The sequence below is a fragment of the Actinomadura opuntiae genome (assembly GCF_030283205.1).
Lineage (GTDB): Bacteria > Actinomycetota > Actinomycetes > Streptosporangiales > Streptosporangiaceae > Spirillospora.
Window position 1 is genome coordinate 275,372 of the sequence record NZ_JASNWF010000001.1, and the last position, 15,225, is coordinate 290,596.

14 protein-coding genes are annotated in these 15,225 nt (G+C 74.5%); 3 read left to right on the plus strand and 11 right to left on the minus strand.

Going from position 1 to position 15,225, the window contains the following annotated elements:
- The first annotated feature begins 203 nt into the window (after positions 1-203).
- Both QP089_RS01570 and QP089_RS01575 read left to right on the plus strand, forming a co-directional pair.
- Positions 204-1,007, plus strand: coding sequence for an acyl-CoA thioesterase (locus QP089_RS01570; RefSeq protein ID WP_285909312.1), 804 nt, complete (start codon positions 204-206; stop codon positions 1,005-1,007).
- A gap of 57 nt (positions 1,008-1,064) precedes the next feature.
- A complete protein-coding gene (locus tag QP089_RS01575; RefSeq protein ID WP_285909313.1) occupies positions 1,065-2,054 on the plus strand; it encodes a hypothetical protein in 990 nt (329 codons plus the stop codon).
- Positions 2,055-2,076: 22 nt separating this feature from the next.
- Here QP089_RS01575 and QP089_RS01580 read toward each other — a convergent pair whose 3' ends face one another.
- A complete protein-coding gene (locus tag QP089_RS01580) occupies positions 2,077-3,345 on the minus strand; it encodes an MFS transporter (RefSeq protein ID WP_285909314.1) in 1,269 nt (422 codons plus the stop codon).
- A gap of 250 nt (positions 3,346-3,595) precedes the next feature.
- Between QP089_RS01580 and QP089_RS01585 the strand changes: the two genes are divergently transcribed.
- Positions 3,596-4,972, plus strand: coding sequence for an NADP-dependent succinic semialdehyde dehydrogenase (locus QP089_RS01585; RefSeq protein ID WP_285909315.1), 1,377 nt, complete (start codon positions 3,596-3,598; stop codon positions 4,970-4,972).
- A gap of 9 nt (positions 4,973-4,981) precedes the next feature.
- On the opposite strand, the gene trxA is transcribed toward QP089_RS01585, so the two are convergent.
- The 10 genes from trxA to QP089_RS01635 all read right to left on the minus strand — a co-directional run bounded on the left by trxA (position 4,982) and on the right by QP089_RS01635 (position 15,220).
- Positions 4,982-5,347 carry a thioredoxin gene (gene trxA, locus QP089_RS01590; RefSeq protein ID WP_285909316.1) on the minus strand — a complete coding sequence of 122 codons (366 nt, stop codon included), beginning with the start codon at positions 5,345-5,347 and terminating at the stop codon, positions 4,982-4,984.
- Between the two features lie 180 nt (positions 5,348-5,527).
- The gene (locus QP089_RS01595; RefSeq protein ID WP_285909317.1) at positions 5,528-6,928 is read right to left on the minus strand and encodes an aldehyde dehydrogenase (NADP(+)); all 1,401 of its coding nucleotides are present in this window, start codon (positions 6,926-6,928) and stop codon (positions 5,528-5,530) included.
- Positions 6,925-8,424 (minus strand): amino acid permease, encoded by a 1,500-nt coding sequence (locus QP089_RS01600; protein ID WP_285909318.1) that lies wholly within the window; start codon positions 8,422-8,424, stop codon positions 6,925-6,927. The genes QP089_RS01595 and QP089_RS01600 overlap by 4 nt, the downstream gene beginning before the upstream one ends.
- A 132-nt stretch (positions 8,425-8,556) precedes the next feature.
- On the minus strand, positions 8,557-9,558 hold the full coding sequence (locus QP089_RS01605; protein WP_285909319.1) for a proline racemase family protein: 1,002 nt from the start codon (positions 9,556-9,558) through the stop codon (positions 8,557-8,559).
- Complete coding sequence (locus QP089_RS01610) at positions 9,558-10,487, minus strand: dihydrodipicolinate synthase family protein (RefSeq protein WP_285909320.1); 930 nt, start codon at positions 10,485-10,487, stop codon at positions 9,558-9,560. Before QP089_RS01610 ends, QP089_RS01605 begins: the two co-directional genes overlap by 1 nt.
- On the minus strand, positions 10,484-11,953 hold the full coding sequence (locus QP089_RS01615) for an FAD/NAD(P)-dependent oxidoreductase (protein WP_285909321.1): 1,470 nt from the start codon (positions 11,951-11,953) through the stop codon (positions 10,484-10,486). The genes QP089_RS01610 and QP089_RS01615 overlap by 4 nt, the downstream gene beginning before the upstream one ends.
- Positions 11,950-12,264 carry a (2Fe-2S)-binding protein gene (locus tag QP089_RS01620; RefSeq protein ID WP_285909322.1) on the minus strand — a complete coding sequence of 105 codons (315 nt, stop codon included), beginning with the start codon at positions 12,262-12,264 and terminating at the stop codon, positions 11,950-11,952. Before QP089_RS01620 ends, QP089_RS01615 begins: the two co-directional genes overlap by 4 nt.
- Positions 12,261-13,421, minus strand: a complete 1,161-nt coding sequence (locus QP089_RS01625; RefSeq protein ID WP_285909323.1) for an NAD(P)/FAD-dependent oxidoreductase — start codon at positions 13,419-13,421, stop codon at positions 12,261-12,263. Before QP089_RS01625 ends, QP089_RS01620 begins: the two co-directional genes overlap by 4 nt.
- Before the next feature lie 103 nt (positions 13,422-13,524).
- Positions 13,525-14,136 carry a helix-turn-helix domain-containing protein gene (locus QP089_RS01630; RefSeq protein WP_285909324.1) on the minus strand — a complete coding sequence of 204 codons (612 nt, stop codon included), beginning with the start codon at positions 14,134-14,136 and terminating at the stop codon, positions 13,525-13,527.
- Between the two features lie 106 nt (positions 14,137-14,242).
- The gene (locus QP089_RS01635) at positions 14,243-15,220 is read right to left on the minus strand and encodes an ornithine cyclodeaminase family protein (protein WP_285909325.1); all 978 of its coding nucleotides are present in this window, start codon (positions 15,218-15,220) and stop codon (positions 14,243-14,245) included.
- Positions 15,221-15,225: the final 5 nt, after the last annotated feature.

Sequence of the window (15,225 nt, forward strand, 5' to 3'; positions counted from 1 at the left end):
CGGCCCCCGGGGCGCCGCGCCGTCCCCCACGGCGATCATAGGTCGGCGGCGCGCGGCACTCGCACCGCTCTCCCCAATGCCGGAGTGTTCACACCCGGATGACCGGTTCATCCCCGTGCGCGGATAGGGTCGGCGCGGACGAGCCGTCCGCGGCCCGGCGCGGTGCCGGGAGCGGCGGCTCCCGGACCGGCTCTGGAGGGTTCATGGGCGAGGCCCCCTGGGACATGACGCGGCTGCTGGAACTGACGGCGCTCGGCGACGACGCCTTCCTCGCGGACTCCCCGTCGGTGGGGCGGCCGCGGCTGTTCGGCGGGCAGGTCGCGGGGCAGGCGCTGCGCGCGGCGTGCCGCACCGCCGGCGGCAGGCCGCCGCACTCGCTGCACGCATACTTCATCCGGCCGGGCACGCCGCAGGAGCCGCTGCGGTTCGATGTCGCGCGCACCCGCGACGGCCGCTCGTTCTCCACCCGGCACGTGACCGCCGCGCAGGGCGGCAAGCCGATCCTGGAGCTGATCGCCTCGTTCCACGAGCCGGAGGACGGCTTCGACTGGCAGCCGCCCGGCCCGCCCGCGGCGCCGGCACCCGAGTCCCTGCCGGAGCCGACGCTGCCGGCGTTCTTCAAGCACCCGACCGGGTTCGAGATCCGGGTGGTGAACCCGCCCGGCGAGGGCGAGTTCCCCATGCCGCACCCGTTCTGGATCCGGGCGGCCGGGCCGATCGGCGACGATCCGGCGCTGCACGCGTGCCTGCTGGCCTACCTGTCGGACATGGGCGTGGTGAGCAGCGCCCGCGCGCCCGGCTCCCCCAGGCGCCTCGTCACCGCCGTCACCCTGGACCACGCGATGTGGTTCCACCGGCCGCCGCGCGTGGACCAGTGGCTGCTCTATTCGGTGGAGCCGGTCACCAACCACGGCGCGCGCGGGCTCGCGCGCGGAACGCTCCACACTGCGGACGGCACGCTCGTCGCCTCCATCGCCCAGGAGGCCCTCCTCCGTCCCGCCCGCTGAGCGGGCACCGCGAAAACCGCTGGGGCGCCGCGCCGTGCGGCGGTAGCGTCGCGGCCCATGGGCGCCCGTGCGAACTTCGTCCTGATCGGCTCCGGTGGCGTGCAGTTGCACTACTCCCACTGGGGCGCGGATCTGGTGTGCTCGGCGCTGGCCGCGGGGCCGGCGCCGGCCGTCCGGTTCGTCACCGCGCAGCACCGCTGCGACGACCCGGAGCGCGACTGGCTGGACGACGCCTGGGCCGAGGGCGGCGCCGTCATCGACTCGACCTCGCGGCGGCTGGTGTTCTACGGCGACCAGCTGATGCTGGAGCTGCCGTGCAAGCGGGCCTTCCTGGCGCTGCTCGCCGAGACGTGGCCCGGCTGGACGGTGCGGTGGGCCTACGACGGCATCGGCGACCTCGCCGCAGCGGCGGGAGTCGACCGGTCGGCCGTCCGCGCTCCCGACGAGGACGAGCGGTTCCTGCCGGAGGAGACGGTCACCGACCTGGACGACGAGGTGCACCTCCTCACCGTCCGGGCCTCCGGCGCGTGCACCGTCTATCCGCTCGACTGGTACGCCCACACCGCCTGGCAGGGACCGGCCCTGCTGGACCGGCTGCCCGCCGGAGGGCTGCCGCGGCTGGACCTCCCCGAGGTCCCGGGCGGCGGCCTTCACGTGGACGTCGACGCGAGGACGGCGGGCGTCTGGATAGGCGGTTCCTGCAGGGGCCTGGTGCCCGCCTTGCACGAGCTGTGGCCGGGGTGGCGCGTGGAGTTCTGGGAGGACCGCTACGAGGAGCAGCTCGCCCGCTGCGGCGGGACGGTCACCGCTCCGGGCATCGACCTGGCCGGCGCCTTGGACGAGGTCATCGCCGAGCTCGGTTCGCGGCGCGGCGATGACCCGGTGCCGCGGATGCTGGACGCCGTCCGCCTGCACGCCGGGGACGGGCACGTCGAGCTGAACCCGTACTTCACCGCGCACCGTCCGGTGGACCCCACTCCCGGCGAATGGGAGTCCGTGCTCCGCGTCGCCGCCGGCCTGCGCGGCCGGCCGGCGGCGGGGACGTGACGGAGCCCGCCGCCGGACGGAGTCAGACCTTGGCCAGGACCAGAGCGGGGACCGCGTCGGCGGCGGCCGGGGTGGCGGGGGCCGTGCCGGTGCGGCGCAGGCGGGCCAGGGCGTAGGCCGCGGCGGACGCGGCGACCAGGCACACGGCGCCGGCGAACACGAGCGCGGCGCGGGGGCCGACGGTGTCGCAGAGCGCGCCGAGCGCGGGCCCGCCGACCGCGCCGGACGCGGCGCCGACCATGCCCTGCGCGGCGATGACGCGGCCGCGCAGGCGGCCGGGGCTGTCCAGCTGGACGCGGGTGGCGACGGTGGTGTCCAGGACGACGGCGCCGGCCGCGATCGGCAGCATCGCGGCGCCGAACAGCGCCAGGTTCGGGGCGCCGCCGCTGAGCAGCTGGCCGGCCGAGCACAGCGCCGCGGTGATCAGCAGCAGCCCGAGCGGGAGCCGGGCGCGGGAGGCGGCGTACACGCCGCCGAGCACGGTGCCGACGGCGAAGACCACCGACAGCGCGCCGTAGCCGCCGGCGCCGGCGTGCAGCGGCCCCTGGCTCATCGCCGCCATCGTCACCTGGTAGTTGCGGCCGAGGCTGCCGAGCGCGAAGGCGAGGCCGAACATGACCAGCAGCCGCGGGTTGCCGAGCACGTAGCGGAACCCGGCGGCGACGCCCCGCTCCCCCGGCTCGGCGGGCGGCAGGACGTGCAGCTCCTTCGCGCGCATCAGCCCGACGGCCAGCAGCACGCCGAGGAAGCTCGCCGCGTTGGCGGCGAACGCGCCGGGCACCCCGGCCAGCGGGATGATCACGCCGGCGAGGCTCATGCCGAGGATGCGGCCGCCGGAGCTGAGCACCGAGCCGAGCGCCAGGCCGTTGGACAGGTCGTCCGGGCCGACGACCTCGGCGCCGAACCGGCCGAGCGCGGGCGAGGTCATGGCGGTGACCATGCCGGACGCCAGCGAGATCGCGTACAGGCCGCCGGTGCCGGACGGGTCGCCGGCGGCGATCAGCGCGAGCACGGTGGACAGCGCCGCCTGCGCGGCCTGCCCCGCGGCCACCACGTACCGGGCGGGGAGCCGGTCGGCGATCACACCGCCCCACGGGCCGAGCAGCATGGTCGGCAGGGCCTGCAGGACCAGGCCCAGCCCCACGCCGGTGGCCGAGTGGGTGATGGACAGGATGAGCCAGTTCATCGCCAGGACCTGCATCCACGTCCCGGTGATCGAGACGAGGTCCGCGGTGGCCCAGAGCCGGTAGTTGTGATGGCGCAGCGAGCGCAGCATCACCGGGGTCGCCAAGGTCCCTCTCCTCTTCAAAGGCAGCGTCAAAGCGGGTTAAACGCCAGGGCCGCGCCGCAGCCTTCCGGTCCGGAGGGGTGTATGAGGCATGTCACGTTTAAGCAGGTCAGCAAGGGTTTTGTGGACAGTGGCCCGGAGGCCCCGCCCCGCCGGGGTTCTCGCGCGCCCCGGCCGCCCGCGGCGGTGTTTCCTGGGGATGCGCTCGGGCAGGTCCCGGATGACCAAGCGGACGGCTAGGGAGCATCCGGACATGACGACGATCGCCACCACCAACCCCGCGACCGGAGAGGTGGAGAAGACCTTCGACGAGCTGCCCGACGAGGAGATCGACCGGCGCATCGGGCGGGCCGCCGAGACGTTCACCGCGTACCGCGCGACCGACCTCGGGCGCCGCGCCGAGTGGATGAACGCGGCCGCGGACATCCTCGACGCCGAGGCCGAGCAGGTCGGGGCCATGCTCACCACCGAGATGGGCAAGACGCTGAAGGCCGCGATCGCGGAGGCCCAGAAGTGCGCGAAGGCGTGCCGGTACTACGCCGCGCACGCCGCGGAGTTCCTCGCCGACCGTCCCGCCGACCCCGAGGCGGTGGGCGCCCGGGACGCCTACGTCCACTACGAGCCGCTCGGGCCCGTGCTGGCGGTGATGCCGTGGAACTTCCCGCTCTGGCAGGTGATCCGCTTCGCCGCGCCGGGACTGATGGCGGGCAACGTCGGGCTGCTGAAGCACTCCTCGAACGTCCCGCAGACCGCGCTGTTCCTGGAGGACCTGTTCCGCCGGGCGGGGTTCCCCGAAGGCGCGTTCCAGACGCTGCTGATCGGCTCGGCGAAGGTGGAGCGGGTGCTGCGCGACCCGCGCGTGAAGGCCGCCACGCTGACCGGCAGCGAGCCCGCCGGGCGGTCCGTCGCCGCCATCGCGGGGGACGAGATCAAGCCGACGGTGCTGGAGCTCGGCGGCAGCGACCCGTTCGTCGTCATGCCGTCGGCCGACATCGGGGCCGCGGCGAAGACGGCGGCGACCTCGCGCTGCCTGAACAACGGGCAGAGCTGCATCTCCGCCAAGCGGTTCATCGTCGACCGCCGCTGCGCGGAGGAGTTCGAGCGGCTGTTCGTGGAGAACATGCGGGCGCTGAAGGTGGGCGACCCGATGGACGAGGACACCGACGTCGGCCCGCTGGTCAGCGAGCAGGGCCGCGCCGATGTCGAGGAGCTGGTGGCCGACGCGGTGGGCAAGGGCGCGACGGTGCTGTGCGGCGGCGAGCGCCCGGACCGCCCCGGCTGGTACTACCCGCCCACGGTGATCGGCGGCGTGACCCGCGACATGCGGATGTTCCACGAGGAGGTCTTCGGCCCGGTCGCCTCGCTGTTCCGGGTCGACGGAGCGGACGAGGCGATCGAGCTGGCCAACGCCACCGGGTTCGGCCTCGGGTCCAACGCCTGGACGCAGGACCCGGGCGAGCGGGAGCTGTTCGTCCGCGGGCTGGACGCCGGGCAGGTGTTCATCAACGGAATGACGACCTCGTATCCCGAACTGCCCTTCGGCGGCGTCAAGCGGTCCGGGTACGGGCGCGAGCTGTCCGCCCAGGGGATGCACGCGTTCTGCAACGCCAAGACGGTCTGGGCCGCCTGACCTGCACGGTCAGGCGTGGTGGGCGGCCTCCGCCTCCCGGCGCACCTCGTCCATGTCGAGGGCGCGGGCCTGCGAGATGAGGTCCTCGAGGGAGTCCTCGGGGAGCGCGCCCGGCTGGGAGTACAGCACCACCCGGTCGCGGACGACCATCAGCGTGGGGATCGAGGTGATCTGGAACGCGGCGGCGAGGTCCTGCTCGGCCTCGGTGTCGACCTTGGCGAACACGACGTCGGGGTGCCGCTCGGAGACCCGCTCGTAGACCGGCGCGAACTGGCGGCAGGGCCCGCACCAGGACGCCCAGAAGTCGACCAGGACCATGCCGTCGCCGCCGACCGTCTCGTCGAACGTCTCGCGTGTCAGGGCCTTCGTAGCCATTACCGTTCCCCTCTCCGATTGCTTACAGCTACGGCAACACCCGGCCCCGCACCGCGATTCCCCCCGCCCGCGACCGGCCGATCACGCCGCCGGGGCGCGGTTCAAGCGAGACGAACCGCCCCGGAGTGACCGGACGTCCGGGAGAGACGCCGGCCCCGCAACCGGGGCCGGCTTCTCCCATCAGTGGAGGGTCTGGGGGACCTTCCAGGGGTTGTCGTCGCGCAGCGGCGGCGGCAGCAGTTCCTGCGGCCAGCCCTGGAACGCGACGGGACGCAGGAACCGCTCGATCGCGGCCGTCCCGACCGACGTGGTGGCCGGCGCGGTCGTGGCGGGGTACGGGCCGCCGTGCTGCATCGCATAGCTGACGGAGACGCCGGTGGGCCACTGGTTCCACAGCACCCGCCCGCTGCGCCCGGCGAGCACGGCGGCGAGCCCGGCGAGGTCGCCGGCCTCCTCCTGCTCGGCGTGCAGCGACGTGGTGAGCTGGCCGGGCAGCGCGGCGACGACGTCCACGACGTCGGACAGGTCGTCGTAGGTGACGACGAGGCCGAGCGGGCCGAAGCACTCCTGCCCGGCGGCGTCGATGTCGGCGCGGAACGCCTCCAGGTCCATGGCCAGCAGCCGCGGGGCGAGGGACGTGCCGTCCTCGGGCCACACGACGCGGCGGACGCCGGGACGGCCGCCGAGCGTGTCGGAGACCGTCAGGAACCCCGACCGGATGCGGTCGTTCAGCATCGGCGCGGCGGCGATGCCGCCCAGCCGCTCCGCGATCTCGTCCACCAGCGCCGCGGGGGCGAACAACAGGCCGGGGTTCGTGCAGAACTGGCCTGCGCCGAGGGTGAGGGACGCGGCGTAGCCCTGCGCGATCTCGTCGGCGCGCGCCTCGGCGGCGCCGGGCGTGACGACGGCCGGGTTGACGCTGCCGAGCTCGCCGAAGAACGGGATCGGGACGGGCCGCTCCGCGGCGATCTTGGCGAGGGCGAGGCCGCCCCGCTCCGAGCCGGTGAACGCGGCGGCCGCGATGCCGGGGTGGCGGAGCGCCGCGACGCCCTCCGCCTCGCCCTCGATCAGGCCGAACACCCCGTCCGGCAGCCCGGCGCCGGCGATGATCTCGGCGGTGCGGCGCGACAGCCGCGGGTGGCCGGGGTGCGCCTTGAGCACGACGGGGCAGCCGGCGGCCAGGGCGGAGGCGGTGTCGCCGCCAGCGACGCTGAACGCGAACGGGAAGTTGCTCGCGGCGAACACCAGCACCGGGCCGAGCGCCGTCCGGTAGCGGCGCAGGTCGGGCCGGGGGCCGCTCGGCCATTCGGGTTCGGGCCGGTCGATGCGGGCGTCGTAGAAGGCGCCGTCCCTGACCTGGTCGGCGAACAGCCTGAGCTGGAAGGTGGTGCGGGTCAGCTCGCCGTTCAGCCGGGTCTCGCCGAGGCGGGTCTCCTCGTCGGCGATCGCGACCAGTTCGGCGCGGGCGGCCTCGAGCGCGTCCGCGATCGCGGTCAGGCCCTCGGCGCGCTCGGCCGGCGGGGCCGCGGCCCAGTCGGCCGCGGCGGACACGGCGGCGGCGACGGCCTGGTCCGGTGTCATGAGCTGCTCCCTTCGTCCCCGGCGTGGGGGGTGGTGCGGACGGTGCCCGTTCCCCGATTCTCCACCGAGTTCCGGTACCCGTAGAACGCGTAGACGATCACGCCGAGCGCCATCCACACCACGAACCGGACCCAGGTGACCCAGTCGAGGTTGGCGATCAGCCAGATCGAGAAGCCGATGCCGACCAGCGGCACCAGCGGAACCCAGGGGGTGCGGAACGAGCGCGGCAGGTCGGGGCGGGTCCGGCGCATCACCACGACCGCGACGGCGACCACGATGAACGCCATCAGGATGCCGATGTTGGTGAGGTCGGCGGCCTCCTTGATCGGCAGGAACCCGGCGATGACCGCCGAGCCGATCCCGACGAGCCGGATCACCCGGTCCGGGACCTGCCGCTTCGGGTGGTTCCTGGCGAAGTAGGCGGGCAGCAGGCCGTCCCGGCTCATCGAGAACCAGACGCGGGTGACGGCGAGCATGTTCGCCAGCGCGGAGGTGGTGATGCCGATGACGGCGCCGACCGCGACGACCGTGCCGAGGCCCGCGAGGCCGACGGAGGCGAGCGCGCTGGAGAACGGGCTCTTGACGTCGATGTGCCGGTAGTCCTGCATGCCCAGCAGGACGATGCAGACCAGCAGGTAGATGACCGCGGCGATGGCCAGCGAGATGACGATCGCCTTCGGCAGCACCTTCTTGGCCTCGGCGCTCTCCTCGGCCGCCGCGCTCATCGCGTCGTAGCCGTAGACGGCGAAGAACGTGGTGGCCGCGCCGGAGATCGCGCCGCCTATGCCGAACGGCAGGAACGGGCTGAAGCTGCCGCCGGAGATGTGGAACGCTCCGGCGACCACGACCAGGGCGACGATGGCGAGCTTGACCACGACCAGGATCGTCTCGAACCGCGCCGACTCCTTCGTCCCGCGCGACAGCACGAACGCCAGCAGCAGGCACAGCAGGGCCGCGAACAGGTCGACCTTGTGGCCGGAGCCGGTGCCGGGAGCGCCGAGCGCCCAGTGCGGGAGGTCCAGGCCGACCTGGTCGAGGATGTAGGACAGGTAGCCGGAGATGGCGATCGCGACGACCGCGACGATCGCGGTGTACTCCAGCAGCAGGTCCCAGCCGATGGCCCAGCCGATCGCCTCGCCGAGCGCGGCGTAGGAGTAGGTGTAGGCGGAGCCGGCCTTCGGGATGAGCCCGGCGAACTCGGCGTAGCAGAGCGCGGCGGCGCTGCTGGCGATGATCGCGATGAGGAACGAGATCATCACGCCGGGTCCGGCGTCGTCGTGCGCGACGACGCCCGCGAGCGAGAAGACGCCGGCGCCGACGAGCCCGCCGAGGCTGAGCGCGACGAGCTGCCACAGGCCCATGGTGCGGCGCAGGCCGCCGGCGGTCTCCTCCTCCGAGGAGTCGACCGGCTTGAGGCGGAAGATTCCGGCGCGGGTGAACAGCCCGCCCCCGGCCGGATCGGCCGACGGGGGCGTTTTTGGCATGGCTTGGGACATGACGGTCCCTCCCGGATGGGTCAGGGGATATCAGGGGTGGGGTGTTCGGCGGCCGGCGCGGACGCGGCCGGCCGCCGTGAGGAGCCCCGTAAGGGGGCGCGGCCCCGTTCTCGGCGGGACCGCCCGATCCCGCTAGAGGACGAAGCCCTCGGGGAAGGGATCGGCGGGGTCGAGCAGGTAGGTGGCGTTGCCGGTGATCCAGGCGCGGCCGGTGAACTCGGGGATCACCGCGGGCAGCCCGCCGGCCTCGGCGGTGCCGACGAGCCGGCCGGTGAAGCGGGTGCCGATGAACGACTCGTTGACGAACTCGGTGTGCAGAAGCAGCTCGCCGCGCGCGTGCAGCTGCGCCATCCGCGCGGACGTGCCGGTGCCGCACGGCGACCGGTCGAACCAGCCGGGGTGGATCGCCATGGCGTTGCGCGAGTGCTTCGCGTCCGAGCCGGGCGCAATGAACTGGACGTGCTTGCAGCCTCCGATCAGCGGGTCGCCGGGGTGCACGGGACGGTCGGTGTCGTTGATCGCCGCCATGATCGCCAGCCCGGCCTTGAGGATGTCGTTCTTGCGGGCCCGGTCGAAGGGCAGTCCGAGCCGTTCCAGCTCGGTGATGGCGTAGAAGTTACCGCCGTAGGCCATGTCGTAGCGGACCTCGCCGAGGCCCGGCACGTCGACCACGGCGTCCTGGCGCAGCGCGAACGCCGGGACGTTGCGGAGCGTGACGTTCTCGGCGACGCCATCGCGGACGGCGACGCGGGCCTCGACGAGCCCGGCCGGGGTGTCCAGGCGGACGATCGTCTCCGGCTCGGTCACCGCGACCATCCCGGTCTCGACCAGCACGGTCGCGACCCCGATGGTGCCGTGCCCGCACATCGGCAGGAACCCGCTGACCTCGATGTACACCACGCCCCAGTCGGCGTCCGGCCGGGTGGGCGGCTGGAGCAGCGCGCCGCTCATCGCGGCGTGGCCGCGCGGCTCGTCCATCAGGAACCGGCGCAGCCCGTCGAGGTGCTCGACGGCGTACCGGCGGCGCTCGGCCATCGTCGCGCCGGGGATCGCGGGGACGCCGCCGGTGACGACCCGGGTCGGCATCCCCTCGGTGTGCGAGTCGACCGCGCTGATCGACCGGACCGAGCGCATCAGGCGGCCTGCCGCTGCGCGAGGGCCTCGATGGCGCGGGCCATGTCGGCGGTGACGCCGGCGCGGTGCTCGTCGGTGAGCGGGCCGCGCGGCGGGCGGCAGGGGCCGCCGTACCGGCCGACCTGCTCCATGCCGAGCTTGATCGCCTGGACGAACTCGGTGCGCGAGTCCCAGCGGAACGCGGCGACGAGCGGCTCGTACAGGGCGCGCGCCTCCTCCAGCTTGCCGGTGGTCGCCAGCTCGTACAGCAGCGCGGACTCGGCGGGGAACACGTTCGGGAAGCCGGCGAACCAGCCGGTGGCGCCCATCAGCAGCGCTTCGAGGGTGACGTCGTCGGCGCCGGCGACGACTTCCAGGCCGGGGGCCTTCTCCTTGATCTCCAGGACGCGGCGGACGTCGCCGGAGAACTCCTTGACCGCCGCGACGCCGTCGATCTGCGCGATCTCGGCGAGCAGGTCGGGGGTGAGGTCGACCTTGGTGTCGATCGGGTTGTTGTAGACCATGACGGGCAGCCCGACGGAGGCGACGGCCTCGTAGTGGGCGATGACCTCGCCGCGGTTGGCGCGGTACATCGTCGGCGGGAGGCACAGCACGCCGTGCGCGCCGTCCTCGGCGGCGAGCTCGGCCCAGTGCTTGGCCTGGTGGGAGCCGGGGCCGTGCACGCCGACCACGACGACGCCGTCCTTGCCGACGGCCTCGACGGCGGTGCGGGCGACGCGGCGGCGCTCGTCGTCGGTCAGCGAGGAGTACTCGCCGAGGGAGCCGTTCGGGCCGACGCCGCGGCAGCCGTTGTCGACGAGCCAGCGGCAGTGCTCGGCGTACTTGTCGTAGTCGACGGCGAGCCCGGCGGGGGCGGTGGCGTCCTCGTAGTAGGGCAGCGCCGTCGCAACGATGACGCCGCCGAGGCTCAGGAGCTTGGTGTCGCTCATCGGGCGCTCTCTTTCTGGTCGGGGTTCCTGGGGTTCCTGGGCTTCTTGGTGTTCTCGGTGTTCTCGGTGGCGGGACTTGCGAGCTCGCCGAGCCGGATGGGCTGGGCGATGGGCCGGTGATGGGGGTTCGCTCCGTTCACCGTGTCGGAAAGCAGTTCGGCGACCGTGGGGCCGCAGATGCGGGCCTGGCACGGTCCAAGCCCGGCGCGGGTGCCGAGCTTGACCGCGCGGGCGGACCCGCTCGCCTGGTCGCCGGCCGCGCGGCGCAGGGAGCCGTAGGTGGTCTCCTCGCAGCGGCAGACGACGGTCTCGTCTCGCAGCCAGCCGGGCCAGGCCGCGCCGATCGGGTGGGCGGCGGCGAGGCGGGCGGCGAACGCGCGGGCCTGGTCACGGCGGCGGCGCAACGCGCCGGCCTCCCGGGCGCCGAGGTCTCCTCCACCGGCGATCCAGCCGGCCAGCAGGCCCTCGGTGCGGGCGGCAGGCGCTCCGCCGATGCCGGTGATCTCCCCGGCCGCATAGACGCCGGGCGCGGTGGTGCGCTGGTCGGCGTCCACCTCGGTGAACGCGCCGCCGGACGTGCGGGTCAGCGCGCAGCCAGCCGCGACGGGCAGTTCGAGCTGCGGGCTGAAGCCGTGGGTGACGCACAGCGCGTCGACCGGGACGGTCCGCTCGGTGCCGGGGACGACCGACCAGTCGGGACGCAGCCGCGCCGTGACCGCCTCTTCGACGCGCCCGTCGCCCCGGGCCTCGATCACGGCGCGGCCCGTCCGGTACGGGACGCGGTGCCGGGCCAGCAGCCCCGCGTACTCGGCCAGCTCACCGGCCTTGCCGCCCTGCGACGCCAGCTCCCAGGGGCGGCGGCCCCAGCCGCGCGCGACGGTCGCGGCGGGGTTGGCCTCCAGCAACTCCAGGACGGCGGCCCCCGCCTTGATCAGCGACGCGGCGACCGGGAGAAGGAACGGTCCAGAACCGGCGATCAAGACGGGGTCGCCGACGACGAGGCGCTCCCCCTTGGCGAGCGCCTGCGCGGCCCCAGCGGTGTAGACGCCGGGCAACTCCCATCCGGGGAACGGCAGGACGCGGTCGTGGGCGCCGGGCGCGAGGACCAGCGCGTCCGGCCGCAGGACGCGGCGTTCGCGATCGGCGGCGTCGGCCTCGCCGCGCAGCACGTGGACGATCGGCGTCCCCGCGTCGTGCCGTTCGATCGACCAGACGGTGCTCTCCGGCCACCAGTCGCAGCGCGCATGGGTGAGGACGTGATCGCGGAGCCGCTCGAAGCCGCGCCACCCGTGGTGCAGGCGTCCGGGGTGCGCGGCGGCGAACGCGTCGGGGAGCATCCGGTGGTACTGGCCGCCGGGCTGCTCGGACGCGTCGATCAGCGTGACGTCCGCACCGGCGCGCAGCGCGCCCGCCGCCGCACCGAGACCGGCGGGTCCGGCGCCGACGACCACGACATGGCGGCTCATCGAGCGGCCTCACCACGGGACTGGGTGGCGACGGCGTCGCCGTCGTGGGCGCGGCGGCGACAGGCCCGCACGTCGCGGACGCCGTTGACGGTGACCAGGCAGTCGAAGCAGGCGCCGATCCCGCAGAACACGCCGCGCGGAGCCCCGGACGGCCCGGACCGCCAGGTCCGTCGCCCGGAGGCGAGCAGCACGCCCGCGATCGTCTGTCCGGCGACGCCGTCGACCGGCTCGCCGTCCACGGTGATCCGCAGCGGGACGTCGGGGCGGCGCCCGGCCGCGTCCCCGCCCGCGGGCACGAGACTCGCGCTCACAGATTCTCTCCTTCGGACTGGACGGCGGGCCGGTCGGCGCGGAACGGCGCGGCGTCGATCGCGGGTGCGTGGCCGAGCATCAGGTCGCGCAGGACAGCGGCGGTCCCGGCGGACAGCCCGATCCCGGCGCCCTCGTGCCCGGTGGCGTGCCAGAGGCCGTCGAGTTCCGGATCCGCGCCGATGACCGGAAGATGGTCGGGGACGAACGGGCGGAACCCGCCGTAGGCGCGGATCACCGGCACGCCGGCCAGCATCGGGAACAGCCGGAGCGCCTTGGCGGCGATGACCGACAGCACCTCGGGGCGGATCCGGTCGTCGAACCCGACGCGGCGGCGCGAGGAGCCGAGCAGGATCGTCCCGCCGCGCGTGGCCTCGACGACGGCGGACGCCTGGAGGTCCTCGGCGGCGCTGCCGACGGCGCCCACATAGTCGGCGTCGTAGACCTTGTGGAAGACGGTCGGCGGCATCGGTGCGGTCACCAGCACCTCGCCGCGCCGGGGTCGCACGTCCAGCCGGACGCCGAGCCTCCTGGCGACCTCTCCCGACCAGGGTCCGGCGGCGTTGACGACGGCGTCGCCCTCGATCGTCCCGGCGGAGGTGCGGACGCCGGTGATGCGTCCGCCATGGCGGACGGCGCCGAGCACCTCGCAGCCGGTGCGCAGCTCGGCGCCGGCGCGGACGGCGGCGGCCAGCAGCGCGGTCGCGGCGCCTGCGGGCTGCACCTGCGCGTCCTCGGGGTAGTAGACCGCCATCGTGACGCCGCGGGTGAGGTGGGGTTCGGCGGCGGCGAGCGCGTCAGGGTCCAGCTCGTCGGTGGTGACCCCGGCCTTGCGCTGGCCCTCGGCGAACTCGGCGAGGGCGTCCGCGCCTTCGGCGGTGGTGGCGACGACGATGCCGCCCTTGGGGTCCCATTCGGCGGCGCTCGCGTTCGGGTCGCCGTCCAGGATCGCGGGCCACAGCTCGCGGGACAGCTTCGCCAGCTCCAGCTCGGGGCCGGGCCCCTTGTCGGAGACCAGGACGTTGCCCTCGCCGTGCGCGGTGGTGCCCGCGGCGGGGCCCGACCGGTCGACGACCGTGACCGCGAATCCGGCGAGGGCCAGCTCGCGGGCGCAGGCCGCACCGATCATCCCGGCGCCCAGCACCACGACCCGCGTCATCGACCCTCCCCGCCACGCCATCATCCAGGGCGTTCGTTAAACCGAACGATCCCGAGAGTATGTCGGCGCGCGGCGCGCTGTCAACGCGCGGATGAGAGCGGCGTCACGGCGTCTCGACCAGGTGCGGCGGCTCCGCGGGCGCCGAGTGAAGCCGCTGGTCAGAGCGGTACTGCAGGAGCAGCACGGACCGGACGGGCCCGTCCAGCGCGGTGTAGGCGTGCGGCAGCCGGGCGTCGAAGCCGACGTAGTCGCCGGGCCCGAGCTCGACCTCCCGGTCGTCCACCCGAACGCCCAGCCGGCCCGCCTGCACGATGGTGTGCTCGGTGCCGACGTGGCCGAGCGAGTCCTGCCGCGAGTCGGCCCTGACCTGCTGGTCGTACACCTCGAAGATCGCCCCGCCGGACTCGATCCCGCGCAGCGGCCGCAGGTCGACGCCCTCGCCGCGCAGCACCTCGACGTCGGCGCCGCGCACCACGGTCAGCCCGGACGGCTCCTGGTGGTCCAGCAGGTCGGAGATCGGCACCTCCAGGGCGCGCGACAGGCTAAACACCGTCTCGATCGTGGGGTTGCCGGCGCCCGCCTCCAGCTGCGACAGCGTCGCCTTGCCGATCTTGGACCGGCGCGACAGCTCCGACAGCGACAGGCCGAGCTCCTGACGCGCGCGGCGCAGGTTGCCCGCCAGCACGTCCCGCACCGAATCGCCCGGACCGCCCACGTGCCGCCCCCTTCGCCCGCGGGACGCCGCCCGCCCGCATCTGTTGCGTTCGCTTTAACGAACACGTAGTTTACCGGCGGCGCCGCCGCGCGGCCGGATCGGCCCGTCAAAGCCTGACGAGCCGGCCCATCCCGGCGGCGCGGGCGCGGTCGACGATCACGGCCGCCGCCGCGGCGTCCTGCACGCCCAGGCCGACGCTGTTGCAGAAGACCACGTCGCCGGGTGCGGCGCGACCCGGGGCGAGCCCGGCGACGATCGGGCCGAGCGGACGGATCCGGTCCTCGCTCAGCCGCCCGTCGCGGACGCCCGCCACGATCGGGCCGGCCTGGCGCAGGGCGGTCGCCACATCGTCGACGACCACGGTGGCCGCGCGGGCGAGCAGCGCGCCGTCGACCTCGCGGCGGTCGGGCGCGAACGACCCGACGCTCAGCACCGTGCAGCCGGGCGGGAGCCACTCGCCGAGGACGACCGGCTCCGCGCTGGTGGTGGCAGTGACGACGATGTCCGCGTCGGCGACGGCCGCACGGACGTCCCCGATGCCCTCCACCGGCACTTCGAGCTCGGCGGCCAGGTCAGCGGCGACGCTGCACGTCTCGGAATTCCGGCAGGCCACGGTCACCCGCCCGATCGGACGCACCAGCAGCATCGCCCGCACGTGCGCGCGGCCCTGCACGCCGCAGCCGACGACGACCAGCCGGGACGCGTCCGGGACCGCGAGATGGTCGGCGGCGACCGCGCTCGCCGCGGCCGTCCGCGGCGTCGTGACCGACTCGCCCTCGATGATCGCGACGGGCCGGCCGTCGACCGGGTCCTGCACGATCACCAGCGCCGCGACGGTCGGCAGGCCGCGCGCGGCGTTGCCCGGCGTGACGCTGCCGACCTTCGCGACCGCGCCGGCCCCGGGCAGCCGCGACAGGTAGCCGAACGCGACGGCGCCGTCCGGGCCGTCCAGCAGGACCCGCGGCGCGAGCCGCGCCTCTCCCCCGCCGAGCGCCGCGAACGCGGCCCGCTGCGACCCGATCGCGGCCGGCAGGTCGAACACGGCGCGCACGTCGGCGGCGGACAGCAGCAGGACGTCGGCCATGCGCC